This window comes from Pedobacter soli (assembly GCF_900101435.1).
Classification (GTDB): domain Bacteria; phylum Bacteroidota; class Bacteroidia; order Sphingobacteriales; family Sphingobacteriaceae; genus Pedobacter; species Pedobacter soli.
Map to the genome: position 1 here is coordinate 682,633 of NZ_FMZH01000002.1, position 12,353 is coordinate 694,985.

The following is a 12,353-nucleotide window of genomic DNA, read 5'->3' on the forward strand; positions in this document are numbered from 1 at the left end:
ATGCTGAACTTCCACCCGGCGAGTCCGGACAGGTGTTTCAGCATCTCAACAGTGAATGCTTCTCATACAACAACAGAACAAAAGTAAAGAGTTAACGCTCGATACTAAATACAATAAAATATGTTACATCGTCCGCGTAGATTAAGAAAAAATCCATTAGTGAGAGAGATGGTGGCCGAAACCCGGTTATCAAAAGATATGTTTGTGTACCCTTATTTTGTGGTACCTGGTAAAAATGTTACCCATGCTATTGATGCCATGCCAGGTGTTAACCATTATTCGGTTGATACGCTGGTACAAGATGTAGAAGCCGGATTAAAAAAAGGCCTCAACAAAATTATGTTGTTTGGGGTTGGCGACGAAAAGTCGGCTGATGCCAAATCGGCTTATCACGATCATTCATTAGTGCCAACCGCAGTTCGTGAGCTTAAAAAACAGTTTGGCGAAGATTTATATGTTGTAACCGATGTTTGTGTGTGTTCGTACACTACGCACGGGCATTGCGGAATTATGGAGAACGATTACGTTCAAAATGATAAAACCGTGGATGTTATTGCAAAAATGGCATTGACACATGCAGAGGCAGGTGCTGATATGTTTGCACCATCTGATATGATGGACGGAAGGATTGCTGCCATGCGCAATCTTTTAGATGAAAACGGCTTTGTAAACGCGGCCATTATGAGCCACGCTACAAAATTTGCTTCTGCTTACTATGGTCCTTTCAGAGAGGCTGCCGATTGTGCACCGAGCAAAGGCGACAGAAAAGCTTACCAAATGGATTTCAGAAACCCGTTGGAAGCTTTACGCGAAGCGCAATTAGATGAGCAGGAAGGTGCCGATGTTTTAATGGTAAAACCAGGCCTGGCTTATCTGGACATCATTCAGCGCTTAAAACAAGATACCAATTTACCCATTGCAGTTTACAATGTTTCGGGCGAATACTCGATGGTTAAAGCAGCAGCCGAGCGCGGTTGGATTGACGAACAAAAAGTGGTTATGGAAACCATGCACGCCTTCGCAAGAGCCGGAGCAAGTATTATTACTACTTACCACATTAAAGATATTTTAAATAACGATTGGATGTAATTAAGCAGAAAGCTTAAAGCTGAAAGACCAAAGGCCGGATTAGGTAATTGATCTTTCTTTAAGCTTTAGTCTTTCTGCTTTTAGCTTAATAAAATGTTAGATTCATTAAAAAAAATGTTTTCAGGTAACGAAGCCGATATTCCGGTAAATACGGGCAGCAAACCTGATATTTCGAGGGCAAAATCTGCCGAATTGTACGAAAAATCAAAAACGTATTTCCCGGGTGGGGTAAACTCGCCTGTAAGGGCTTTTAAATCTGTTTATGGTACACCGCTTTTCATAGAGAAAGGTGATGGCTGCTTTATCTGGGATGCAGATGGCAATCAGTTTATCGATTTCTGTGGCAGCTGGGGACCACTGATTTTGGGACACAACAATCCGAAAATCAGAGAGAAAGTAACCGAAGTAATGCAGAACGGTATGAGCTTTGGTGCACCTACGGCTTTAGAAAATGAACTGGCAGAGTTGATTATCAAAAACAACCGCTTTGTAGAAAAGATTCGTTTTACCAGCTCAGGTACCGAGGCCGTAATGTCGGCCATTCGTTTGGCCCGTGGATTTACCGGTCGCGATAAAATTTTAAAGTTCGAAGGTTGCTACCATGGTCACAGCGATTCGTTGCTGGTAAAGGCTGGTTCGGGTTTGGTTACATTTGGCGAAACTTCATCGGCAGGAGTACCTAAATCTTTTGCTGAAGAAACCATTGTAGTGCCATTGAATGACAAAACAGCAATTGAACAGGCTTTTGAGCAGTTTAAAGGTCAGATTGCTGCAGTAATTATTGAAGGTATTCCGGCCAATAACGGCTTAATTATGCAGGATGAAGAATATATTCAATTCTTGCGTAAAATTTGTACCGATAACGGTTCGCTTTTAATTTTTGATGAAGTAATTACCGGATTCAGGGTTGGTTTTGAAGGTGCTGCTGCACATTATGGCATTACCCCTGATATTGTAACTTACGGAAAAATTATCGGCGGTGGTTTACCTGTGGGTATGTATGGTGCACGTGCCGAAATTATGGCGCATATTTCTCCCGATGGTGGTGTTTACCAGGCCGGAACTTTATCTGGTAATCCCGTAGCCATGGCGGCAGGAATTGCCACTTTAACCGAGCTGAGCAAATCTGGCTTTTATAAAGATTTAAATAACAAAGCACAGGAATTTGTGGCCAGCATCCAACGTTTTGCCACTGCACGTAACTATAAATTTAAAGTGTTTACCATTGGTTCTATCTTTTGGTTTGCCTTTACTGATAAAGATAAAATCCAGTCGGCCGATGATATTGATGCCAGCAGCATGGAGAAATTTAAAATTATGCACCGCGAATTATTAAACCGCGGAATTTATTTAGGCCCATCGGGATATGAAGTTGGTTTCGTATCTTCAGCACATACCAAGATTGAGCTGGAGAAAGCGAAACGTGCGATATTTGAGGCTTTAGATTTAGTGTTTAAGAAATAGAAAGTATTTAGATACTGAAATATACGCTTTGATGGTTCGTGGGGACACGAACCATGGAAAGAATAATCGGTGTAATCAAACAAACCAGTATAATCAACTCGAAAGGAATGAAGAAATCTATAATCATATTTTACGCGTTATTGCTTTATGCATTAATTCAACTCATTTCGTGGGGTACTTTGGTGGTGCGTTTGCAACCAAGCCGCATGACAATGATTATGGGCGAGGGGTCGGTATTTTTATTTTTGTTATGCTTTGGTGGTTATTTTTTACATCAATCGTTAAAACGTGAAGATAAATTGCGGGAGCAGCAGCAAAATTTCCTCATGTCGATTACACACGAGCTAAAATCGCCACTGGCAGCCATTAAGCTTTCTATACAAACCATTGTTAAGCGCGATTTGGATAAAGCCAGGCAAGTTTCTTTGCTCAATAATTCGTTAAAAGATATTGAGCGTTTGGATGATCTGGTCGAGAATATGCTACTGGCAACCAAGATCGAAAACCGTTCGTATAGTTTCCCAAAAGAGCCATTTAACTTTTCGGAGCTGGTGGCTAAAATTACCGACCGTTTACAAGTACACTCGTGCGGCTGTGAGCAGATCATTAATGCTAAAATTCAGCCAAATTTGCAGCTTGTGGGTGACAAATTTGCCTTATCGTCAGTAGTGACCAATTTAATTGAAAATGCGGTCAAGTATTCTAACCCTTGCGATGAGATAAATGTACATTTAAACGAAATGGACGGGCATATTCACCTCAGTGTAATGGATAAAGGGCCAGGTATTTCAGATGCCGAAAAAATGTTGATATTTGATAAGTTTTATCGCGTTGGTAACGAGAATGTCAGAAAAGCGAAAGGAACAGGTTTAGGCTTGTTTATTGTGAAAGAGGTTTTACAATACCATGATGCAGATATTACAGTAAAAGACAATCTGCCCCAGGGAAGTATTTTTGAAGTAACATTTAGTTAATCTCAATTATGTCACAAAAATTAAGAATTCTATTGGTAGAAGACGAGGATCACTTGTTAGATGCTATTAAATTAAACCTCGAACTTGAAGGATATAAAGTTCATGCCGTTAAAGATGGCAAAACCGCTCTTAAAGTATTTAAAGAAGAACGTTTTAATCTGATCGTATTAGATGTAATGCTACCCGAAATGGATGGCTTCCAGGTTTGCGAAACCATACGTTTAGAAAATGCAGAAGTTCCGATTATGTTTTTAACAGCTAAAAACACTTCAGAAGACCGTGTTTTAGGGCTAAAAAAAGGAGCCGACGATTATTTGGTTAAACCATTTAACTTAGAAGAATTGATTCTTCGTGTGGGTATTTTGGTTAAACGCAGCTTAAAATCTGACGATTTAAAAGAATTAAACTCTTACAAAATTGGCGATAAAACCATCTATTTTAACTCTTTTGAATTGAAACACGATGATGGTACCATTACACCGTTAACCAAAAAAGAAACCATGTTGTTGAAACTCTTAATTGAGCGTAAAAACGATGCCGTTTCGAGAGAGCAGATTTTAGAAACCGTATGGAATTATGATGTTTATCCTTCAACCAGAACGATCGATAACTTCATTTTAACTTTCCGTAAGTATTTTGAACCGGATCAAAAAAATCCAGTTTATTTTCACTCTATCCGTGGGGTAGGTTATAAATTTACCGATAGTCATTAATGTACAATAATAACAGCAGGTATGCTTTAATGGCAGTTTTTCTGCTGGCAGGTTTGGTTTGTGTTTTTTACCATCAATACCAGTTAGCAGCACTTTCTGCACTTTTACTGGCCTTTGTGATATGGAGCCACTTTAAACACAGTTCTGTTTTAATGGCTTCGAAGCATTTCAAAAACAACGAATTTGGTAAAACCAAAGTCTTGCTGGCTGAAGTAACCAAACCAGAACGTTTAGCCAAAAGCCGCAGAGGTTACTACGAATTTATGCAAGGCAACATGGCATTGAAAGAACAAGACTGGGATAAAGCCGAGTATCACTTTCAATTGGCCAGCCGTTTTCCGGTAGGAGGAAAGAATGAGAAAGCTTATGTGCTGATTCATCTGGCTAACCTGGCACTGCGTAAAAAAGACAGGGAAAGGGCTGAAGCTTATACCAAATTAGCCAAAGAACTGGCCGAAACACAAAGGTCGAAAGATATTATTGTAAAAATAGAAAAGGAAATCAGCAAAATATAATAGGACTATTGTCATTTTGAACAACGAAGCGCCAGTTTAGCAATAAAAAGGTACTTCGTTTTTTTTTTATTTATACCTTTGCAAAATTAAAATTTTAGCTCAATCGTCATCCTGAGCGATTTCAGGATCTAGCTAAACAGAGATGCTGAAATAAATTCAGCATGACGATAAATGAAGTACCAAATACAAATCATGAAGAATAATTTATTTTTAGACGCAGCATTTTCAAAACAAACAGAACGTCCACCCGTGTGGATGATGCGCCAGGCAGGCCGTTTTATGCCGCAATATTGGGAGATTAAAAACAAATACTCTTTTTTAGAGATGTGTAAAACCCCAGAAATTGCTGCAGATGTAACGATGTTGCCTGTTGATTTACTGGATATTGATGCTGCAATTTTATTCTGTGATATTTTGGTAACAGGCGAGGCCATGGGTGGCGACTTAAGTTTTACCCAGGGCGTTGGACCAAAATTTGCCAACCCGGTACGTACCGCTCAGGATATCGAAAACCTGAATGTAGATTGTTTAAGCGAATTACAATATGTAGCTGATGCGATTAAAGTGATTCAGCAACGTTTGGATAACAGGATTCCGTTAATCGGTTTTGCCGGTGCTCCTTTTACCGTAATGAGCTATTTAATTGAAGGTGGTTCATCTAAAGATTTTAAGTTAACCAAGCTTTTTATACACAACCAGCCTGAGCTGGCGCACAAACTTTTGGCTAAAATTGCCAAAGTAACTGCCGATTATCTTAACCTGCAGATTGCTGCTGGTGTAAATGCACTTCAAATTTTCGACAGCTGGGCTTTGGCTTTATCATGGAACGATTATCAGGAGTTTTCGCACCGTTACATTCAGGAAATTATTGCCAACTTAAACAGAAAAGACATTCCGGTTATTTCTTTCTGTAAAGGCAGTTCGGTTTTTGCCCCAATTATGGCCGAAGCTAAGCCAGATGTAATTTCGGTTGACTGGAATGCTGATTTATTGAATATTAAAAATGCTTTACCAAAAGGTATTGCCGTACAAGGTAATTTAGACCCACACATTTTATATGCGGATAAAGCGGTGATTAAAGCGCAGATTCACAAATTATTCGAGCGTATGCGCGGTACCGAAGGCTTTATCTTTAACTTGGGTCATGGCATTATGCCTGATATTCCTTTCGATAATGTAAAATATGCGATTGAGGTAGTGAAGGAGTTTAGGTACTAACCAAATTACTTATAAATGCGTCACTCTGATCCGATAACTATCGGATTTATTTCATGGTCTCTTTTAGAATGAGATGCTGAAACAAGTTCAGCATGACGTGTGTAAGAATAACTAAAATGATAGAAACCCTGTTACCATATTACCAATACTTTAAAGCTGTTCACATTGTATTTGTGATTAGCTGGATGGCGGGTTTATTCTATATTTTAAGTCTTTTTATTTACCATACCGAGGCTAACGATAAGCCTGAACCTGAAAAAAGTATCCTCCAGAAACAGTTTATTAAAATGGAGGCTACTCTATGGAAAATTATTGCTACTCCGGCAATGATTATTTCAGTTTTGGCAGGGGCTGGGATGCTTACTTTGAACAATGCCCTTTTACAAGCTAATTGGATGTGGGTAAAGCTTGCATTTGTGGTTGGCTTACTCATTTATCATTTCATCTGCCAAAATATCGTAAAACAGCTTAAAAACAATCAGTTTAAGCTTAATAGTTTTCAGTTGCGTTTGTGGCGTGAGCTGGCTACTATTTTTATGATTGCAATTGTATTTGTGGTAATCTTAAAAAGCGCCCTCAATTGGATTTATGGCTTAATTGGTATTATGGGCGTTGCCCTGGCCATCATGATTGCGGTTAAATTATACAAGAATTATCGATTGAAGAAGTAAAGTTGGTGTTAAGTATTTAGTATCAAGTATCGACGTATTTGAGGATTTGTCATGCTACTTGATACTCAAATCCTGCCCTCAATACTTGCTACTCGAATAAATTTTGTTGCCTTTTCGTAAACTTGTTTCAACTTCTCAATACTTGATACCCAGTGCCTGATAATTTAATAAAAAACTATCCTAAATTTGGGCGATAAAAATCCAAGCTCATGTTTACAGCCACGGGTCTGAAAAAGACCGTACTTTTTATATCTTTTCTTTGCAGTTCTTATTTAGCTTCAGCACAGTTTAATCAGTCTGCGCTCGAAAACCGGATTCGTCCCGATAGTAGTTTAACCAACGAGGTACATTTTAATTTCTACAATTTCAATTACGTACGCAATTACGAGTACACCAACGATTTTCACGATGGATATACCTTGTATGGTACGCAGCTACAACCGCAGATTGTTTACTATGCACACCCTAACCTGGCCATCACCGCCGGAGCTTTTATCCGCAAAGATTTTGGCAGAAATGGTGTAAGTGATGCGAAGCCTTTATTCAGTTTAAAGTACCACAAAAGAAACCTGACCCTGATTTTCGGGAGTTTAGAAGGCGGTATTCAGCATAAATACATTGAGCCGCTTTACGATTTTGAAAGAACCATTACCAACCCGGTTGAATATGGTACACAGCTTTTAGTAGAACGCAAACGCTTTAATTTAGATGCCTGGATTGCCTGGCAAAAAATGATCTATAAAGGCGATCCGGCTAAGGAAGAAATTATAGGTGGTTTATCTACAGAAACTACACTGGCCGAGGCAAATGGCTGGAAATTCAGTGTGCCTGCACAGTTTCTGGCTTTTCACCAGGGCGGACAGATTGATATACTTAAAGAAATTCCAATCAGTACTTTATTTAATGGGGCAGCAGGTTTAAAACTGCATAAAGCCATTAACAGCAGCATTAAGCAGGTGTATACCGATAACTATGTGGCAGTATATAAAGACCTGTCGCCTGATAAAAGAAGGGCTTACGAAGGTGGTTTCGGTCTTTGGTTAAATGCCGGGGTAGAAAGTAAATGGGGAAGCCTGGTTGCCTCGTACTGGAAAGGCAATAATTTTATTTCGATCAAAGGTATGCCATTGTACGAATCGGTTTCTGATAATTTATATAGTCCAGGCTTAAGACAAAACTCAAGAAATATTGTCTCCCTGCGTTATGCTTACCAAAAGGAACTTATTCCGCATTTATACCTGGATGTTCGCTTCGAACCGCATATTGATTTGGATAATACCGATAAACAGCTTCAGTTTAACCATTCATTTTTCTTAACCTACAAACAGGATTTTAAATTATTTAAGGTGAAAAAGGATGGAAGGTAGAAGGCAGGAAGGTAAAAGCTGAAAGACTAAAGCAAAAAACTAAACTCTTGTTTCTCATTCCTGGCCTCCGACTTCAGTCGGAGGCATTAGATAAATTGCTAGCCCCGCAGTTTTTAAAAAACTGCGGGGTTTATCGTTTTTAAACCCTCACCGTTCATTTTCAAATAAAAATATTATCTTTCGTAATAAAATTGCGCTGATTTATCTTATTGATAATCAGTGCTAATAAAAATAAATTTAACTTTATTTAACTTTTTTTCTCTCCCCATGCAACCATTGTGTGCAACTGACCATCTTCTCTATACAAACACACAATGAAATTGACGCGAAGCTATACGATAAACGATTTGATGGAGGGCTGCAAAGCCGGCGACCGGAAGATGCAGGAGCTGCTGTATAGGCAAACTGCATCGAAAATGCTGGCTGTTTGTATGCGCTACGCCAAAGATAGGATGGAAGCTGAAGATGTACTGCAAATGGGTTACATTAAAGTTTTCCAGAAAATTAAAGAATACCGGGGTGAAGGCTCTTTTGAAGGCTGGATTAGACGGGTAATGGTAAATACGGCTATTGAAAGTTACCGTAAAAACCTGCGCAGTTTAAATGTAGTTGAAATTGATGAAGCTTACGAGCAGCCATCAACCGGATTTGATTTTAGCCGTTTGGGCATGCAAGACCTGATGAAAGTGATTCAAAAACTGGCAGATGGTTACCGGATGGTTTTTAACATGTATGTAATAGAGGGCTACTCGCATAAGGAAATTGGTGAAACACTGGGTATCTCAGAAGGGGCCAGTAAATCGCAGTTATCGAGAGCCCGGGCAATATTAAAGGAAGAAATTTTAAAAATGGAGGGATTTGGTTATGCAACCTATACAGGATAAGGATTTTGATCAGCTGTTTAAAAATGCTTTTGACGATGCCGAGATTGCACCATCAAGGGATTTATGGAGCAATATTGAAAGCGAAATTGAACCAAAGAAAAAAAGGATTATACCCGTTTACTGGTTATCGGCAGCTGCTGTATTATTGGTAGTTGCAGCGGGGATTCTGGTTTACCAGCAACAAAATGTTAACCGTAAACAGTTAACCAGTTATGTTGCACCCAAAGTGCAGCAACCAGCTGTGGTAGAACAACCTGTTAAAGATTCGGTAATTACACCAGTTAAGCCAATTGAAAAAGTAGAAGCCGTTTTACCGGTTAACACTAAACCAGCTACCAGTTTAGCAAAAACTACCATTAAAAAGGAAATTAAACCAGTTGAAAAACAAAAGATAGCTACTGCCCCGGAAGTTTTTAAACAAGAAATGGTAATCGCTAAAACTGAAGAGCCTAAAAAGGATATTAAAACCAAAATTGAGGAAGCAATTTTACAGCCTGAAAAAGAAACTGTAATTGCGGCTAACCCAACAGCTGTAAAAATTGATGAGCCCATTAACGATAACGAGGAGCAAAATATTAAAAGCATCCGTAATGTGGGCGATGTGGTAAACCTCATTGTAAACAAGGTTGATAAAAGGAAAGATAAGTTTATCCAGTTCAGAACAGACGACGACGATTCTTCCCTGTCATCTATCAATATCGGGCCTTTTAAAATCGGTAAACGGAAGAAATAACAGTTTTCAGTTGGCCGTTTTCAGTTCACAGTTATCAATTGGCAATTTTCAGTTATAAACATTAAAACATCACAACATTTAAACCTTACAACTTTTAAACATCACAACATTAAACATAACAAACACATAGATATGAAACGTCTAATTTTTACAACACTTTTGGTAAGCGGGCTTGCCGGTGTTATGGCTCCAGGTGCTTTTGCACAACAAGATACCACCAAAAAGAAAATGGATTACAGCGAGGGGCATGGTATTATTTTAAAAAGTAACTCAGCCGATTCAGCTAAAAAAGGCCGCTTTGTGGGTGGGATTACCTTTACAAGGGTCGATTTGGGTTTCTCGAGGCTAATTGATAACGGAAGCTTCAATTTATCGCCCAATAACGATTTTTTGGATTATAAAGGTGGCAAAACCAGTACATTTTCATTTGATATCTTACAATTGGGCTACCGTTTTAACTCGAACTTTAAAGTTTACGTAGCGGGAGGTTTTGATTGGACACTGATCCGTTTAAGAAAAGACATTACCATTGCCAAAAACTCAAGCGAGTTTGTTTATACCGATCAATCGCCGGTACATTTCTCTAAAAATCGCTTTTCTAGCAGCTATGTGCATATTCCGTTAAATTTTGAATTCCGCACCTCAGAAAACAAAAACGGCAAAAGGTTTTACCTGGTGTTAGGTCCGGAAGTAAGCTTTTTGTTAAACGGAAAAATTAAACAAATCAGCGAGGAAAGAGGCAAAGAGAAACAATACGATAGCTATCACTTTCAATCGGTTCGTTACGGTGGTACAATCCGCTTTGGTTACGGTGGTTTAGGATTGTTTACCAAATACTATTTTAACGATATGTTTACCACTTCGCAGCAAGCTGGTTTAAAAAACATGAGCTTCGGTGTTACTTTTGGGTTAAACTAAGGCCCCTAAATCCCCTCAAGGGGACTTGATTACGGCAACACACAAATGAACAGATCCTGTTTCGGTTAGGCGAGACAGGATTTTTTCTTATACAACAGTTTCGCTGTCATTATGCTCATCGATCAAAGATTTAAAGCAATTCTCTATAAATTCATCTAAACTTATTCCCTGCTCTTCCGCATAAATTTTGGCCTGCTCTATAACAGCATCATCAAGTGTTAGTGTGATTTTAGCTTTCATTTTTTTTGTATTTTTTTGATTTAAAGGTAAATACCGTTTTTTTGAATTTCTAAATAAAATATTAACAATTAGGTCAGTTTTAACCTTATACCTTCTACCTCAAAACCCTCTACCTTTTTCTTATCTTTACCCCGTGAGCAATATCCTAATCAGCGTTAAAAATTTAACCAAGCAATATCAGGCAGAACAGGCCGGCGGAATTAGAAATGTAAGTTTCGATATCAATAAAGGTGATGTGGTAGCCATTATTGGCGAAAGTGGAAGTGGAAAATCGACCTTATTGAAATCGATTTATGGCTTGTTAAAAACCGACGAAGGCGAAATCTATTTCGAAGATAAGCGCGTTAAAGGGCCTGACGAACAATTGATTCCGGGCCATAAGCAAATGAAAATGGTAACGCAGGATTTTTCACTCAATATTTATGCGAAAGTATACGATAATATTGCCTCACAATTGTCGAATACTGACCTGAAAACCAAAGCTGAAAAAACTTTGGCCATTATGGAACATTTACGGATTTTACCCCTTCAGAATAAGAAAATAATTGAGCTGAGTGGTGGCGAACAGCAGCGTGTAGCCATTGCCAAAGCCATGGTTTCTGATACGCAGGTTTTGCTTTTGGATGAGCCCTTTAGTCAGGTTGATGCCCTGCTTAAAAACCAGTTACGCGCCGATATTAAACGTATAGCTGCCGAAACGGGGGTAACGGTGATTTTGGTATCGCACGATCCTGCTGATGGTTTATTCCTGGCCGATCAGTTATTGATATTGCGCAACGGACAGCTTTTGCAAACCGGCAAGCCAGCTGAAATTTATCAGCACCCAGCCCATATTTATACCGCGCAAATTTTAGGCAATGCAGTAGTACTGCCAGCTGCTGATGCCGAAAAAATTGGCTTAAAAACGCAAAAAGATACTGTTGTTTTTTATCCTGAGTGGGCAGAGGTGAGCAATAATTGGAGCAGCAGGCGTTACGAAGTAAAAGATGTGTATTACAAAGGCTTTTACGAAGAGCTGCTGGTAGAAAGAAATGGCGTTCACATTCGTGCGCTACAACTGAACAGAGGGGAGCATAAAAAAAACGACCACGTTCAATTGAACATTAGTCGTTTTTTAGAATTTTAATCAATTTTATCTAATCAGAAGACGAAGCAACCAATACAATACGGGCACCAATACTTGCTGTTGGTCTTACCGGTGCTGAATTTCTATTTGCGCTGTTTTGTAGATAAACCCTGATCCTTCCGGGGAATGAACTATAGCTGTATGAGTCTGTTCCGTAAGTAAAAGGTAAGGCATCGTAGCCATCATCGTTAAAACGGGCGAATGATAAAATGATACCGTCATCTTCGTATTGTTCAATTCTGTTGTCGCTAATATCTACGTATAAATAAGAACCATTAACATCACTAGTTGAAACCCAGGCACTAGGTTGTATAGTTTTATAAATGGTAATGTTTGGTGTGTTTTGAACAATAGTGTCTTTTTTGCAGGAAGCCAGACCTAGTGTGGCAATGCAAAGCAATAGGATAGTAAGTTTTTTCATGTTGATTAGTTTTTATTTGT

The 12,353-nt window shown here is 38.9% G+C and carries 14 protein-coding genes; 12 read left to right on the forward strand and 2 right to left on the reverse strand.

Annotated features, from left to right (window positions below):
* Positions 1-120: 120 nt before the first annotated feature.
* The 11 genes from hemB (at position 121) to BLR37_RS06850 (ending at position 10,546) form a co-directional block, all read left to right on the forward strand.
* On the forward strand, positions 121-1,089 hold the full coding sequence (gene hemB / locus BLR37_RS06800; protein WP_090766203.1) for a porphobilinogen synthase: 969 nt from the start codon (positions 121-123) through the stop codon (positions 1,087-1,089).
* A gap of 93 nt (positions 1,090-1,182) precedes the next feature.
* Complete coding sequence (gene hemL, locus BLR37_RS06805; protein ID WP_090766206.1) at positions 1,183-2,553, forward strand: glutamate-1-semialdehyde 2,1-aminomutase; 1,371 nt, start codon at positions 1,183-1,185, stop codon at positions 2,551-2,553.
* Positions 2,554-2,660: 107 nt separating this feature from the next.
* Positions 2,661-3,527, forward strand: a complete 867-nt coding sequence (locus BLR37_RS06810; RefSeq protein ID WP_039477979.1) for a sensor histidine kinase — start codon at positions 2,661-2,663, stop codon at positions 3,525-3,527.
* Positions 3,528-3,535: 8 nt separating this feature from the next.
* Positions 3,536-4,240 (forward strand): response regulator transcription factor, encoded by a 705-nt coding sequence (locus tag BLR37_RS06815; protein WP_039477978.1) that lies wholly within the window; start codon positions 3,536-3,538, stop codon positions 4,238-4,240.
* Entirely contained in the window at positions 4,240-4,755 is a 516-nt protein-coding gene (locus BLR37_RS06820; protein WP_090766209.1) for a hypothetical protein, read from the forward strand. The genes BLR37_RS06815 and BLR37_RS06820 overlap by 1 nt, the downstream gene beginning before the upstream one ends.
* Positions 4,756-4,947: 192 nt before the next feature.
* The gene (gene hemE, locus BLR37_RS06825) at positions 4,948-5,973 is read left to right on the forward strand and encodes a uroporphyrinogen decarboxylase (protein ID WP_039477974.1); all 1,026 of its coding nucleotides are present in this window, start codon (positions 4,948-4,950) and stop codon (positions 5,971-5,973) included.
* Positions 5,974-6,089: 116 nt separating this feature from the next.
* The gene (locus tag BLR37_RS06830; protein WP_090766212.1) at positions 6,090-6,644 is read left to right on the forward strand and encodes a CopD family protein; all 555 of its coding nucleotides are present in this window, start codon (positions 6,090-6,092) and stop codon (positions 6,642-6,644) included.
* 209 nt (positions 6,645-6,853) lie between these two features.
* Positions 6,854-8,011, forward strand: coding sequence for a hypothetical protein (locus BLR37_RS06835; protein WP_090766215.1), 1,158 nt, complete (start codon positions 6,854-6,856; stop codon positions 8,009-8,011).
* A gap of 314 nt (positions 8,012-8,325) precedes the next feature.
* Positions 8,326-8,895 carry an RNA polymerase sigma factor gene (locus BLR37_RS06840; RefSeq protein ID WP_039483528.1) on the forward strand — a complete coding sequence of 190 codons (570 nt, stop codon included), beginning with the start codon at positions 8,326-8,328 and terminating at the stop codon, positions 8,893-8,895.
* On the forward strand, positions 8,876-9,628 hold the full coding sequence (locus BLR37_RS06845; RefSeq protein ID WP_090766218.1) for a hypothetical protein: 753 nt from the start codon (positions 8,876-8,878) through the stop codon (positions 9,626-9,628). Before BLR37_RS06840 ends, BLR37_RS06845 begins: the two co-directional genes overlap by 20 nt.
* Positions 9,629-9,760: 132 nt before the next feature.
* Complete coding sequence (locus BLR37_RS06850) at positions 9,761-10,546, forward strand: outer membrane beta-barrel protein (RefSeq protein ID WP_090766221.1); 786 nt, start codon at positions 9,761-9,763, stop codon at positions 10,544-10,546.
* Between the two features lie 87 nt (positions 10,547-10,633).
* On the opposite strand, the gene BLR37_RS25300 is transcribed toward BLR37_RS06850, so the two are convergent.
* On the reverse strand, positions 10,634-10,786 hold the full coding sequence (locus BLR37_RS25300) for a DUF6364 family protein (RefSeq protein ID WP_167356561.1): 153 nt from the start codon (positions 10,784-10,786) through the stop codon (positions 10,634-10,636).
* A 133-nt stretch (positions 10,787-10,919) separates the two neighbouring features.
* Here BLR37_RS25300 and BLR37_RS06855 point away from each other — a divergent pair, with 133 nt between their 5' ends.
* Complete coding sequence (locus BLR37_RS06855) at positions 10,920-11,912, forward strand: ABC transporter ATP-binding protein (protein WP_090766224.1); 993 nt, start codon at positions 10,920-10,922, stop codon at positions 11,910-11,912.
* Between the two features lie 10 nt (positions 11,913-11,922).
* Here the strand turns inward: BLR37_RS06855 and BLR37_RS06860 are convergent, their stop codons facing one another.
* Positions 11,923-12,333 (reverse strand): YajG family lipoprotein, encoded by a 411-nt coding sequence (locus tag BLR37_RS06860; RefSeq protein WP_090766227.1) that lies wholly within the window; start codon positions 12,331-12,333, stop codon positions 11,923-11,925.
* Positions 12,334-12,353 lie beyond the last annotated feature (20 nt).

What these genes read in the sequence shown, in the direction of transcription:
- BLR37_RS06830 (WP_090766212.1), top strand. Translation starts at nt 6,090, where the DNA reads ATGATAGAAACCCTGTTACCATATTACCAATACTTTAAAGCTGTTCAC.
- BLR37_RS25300 (WP_167356561.1), bottom strand. Translation starts at nt 10,786, where the DNA reads ATGAAAGCTAAAATCACACTAACACTTGATGATGCTGTTATAGAGCAG.
- BLR37_RS06815 (WP_039477978.1), top strand. Translation starts at nt 3,536, where the DNA reads ATGTCACAAAAATTAAGAATTCTATTGGTAGAAGACGAGGATCACTTG.
- BLR37_RS06850 (WP_090766221.1), top strand. Translation starts at nt 9,761, where the DNA reads ATGAAACGTCTAATTTTTACAACACTTTTGGTAAGCGGGCTTGCCGGT.
- BLR37_RS06835 (WP_090766215.1), top strand. Translation starts at nt 6,854, where the DNA reads ATGTTTACAGCCACGGGTCTGAAAAAGACCGTACTTTTTATATCTTTT.
- BLR37_RS06820 (WP_090766209.1), top strand. Translation starts at nt 4,240, where the DNA reads ATGTACAATAATAACAGCAGGTATGCTTTAATGGCAGTTTTTCTGCTG.
- hemL (WP_090766206.1), top strand. Translation starts at nt 1,183, where the DNA reads ATGTTAGATTCATTAAAAAAAATGTTTTCAGGTAACGAAGCCGATATT.
- hemB (WP_090766203.1), top strand. Translation starts at nt 121, where the DNA reads ATGTTACATCGTCCGCGTAGATTAAGAAAAAATCCATTAGTGAGAGAG.
- hemE (WP_039477974.1), top strand. Translation starts at nt 4,948, where the DNA reads ATGAAGAATAATTTATTTTTAGACGCAGCATTTTCAAAACAAACAGAA.
- BLR37_RS06860 (WP_090766227.1), bottom strand. Translation starts at nt 12,333, where the DNA reads ATGAAAAAACTTACTATCCTATTGCTTTGCATTGCCACACTAGGTCTG.
- BLR37_RS06845 (WP_090766218.1), top strand. Translation starts at nt 8,876, where the DNA reads ATGCAACCTATACAGGATAAGGATTTTGATCAGCTGTTTAAAAATGCT.
- BLR37_RS06810 (WP_039477979.1), top strand. Translation starts at nt 2,661, where the DNA reads ATGAAGAAATCTATAATCATATTTTACGCGTTATTGCTTTATGCATTA.
- BLR37_RS06840 (WP_039483528.1), top strand. Translation starts at nt 8,326, where the DNA reads ATGAAATTGACGCGAAGCTATACGATAAACGATTTGATGGAGGGCTGC.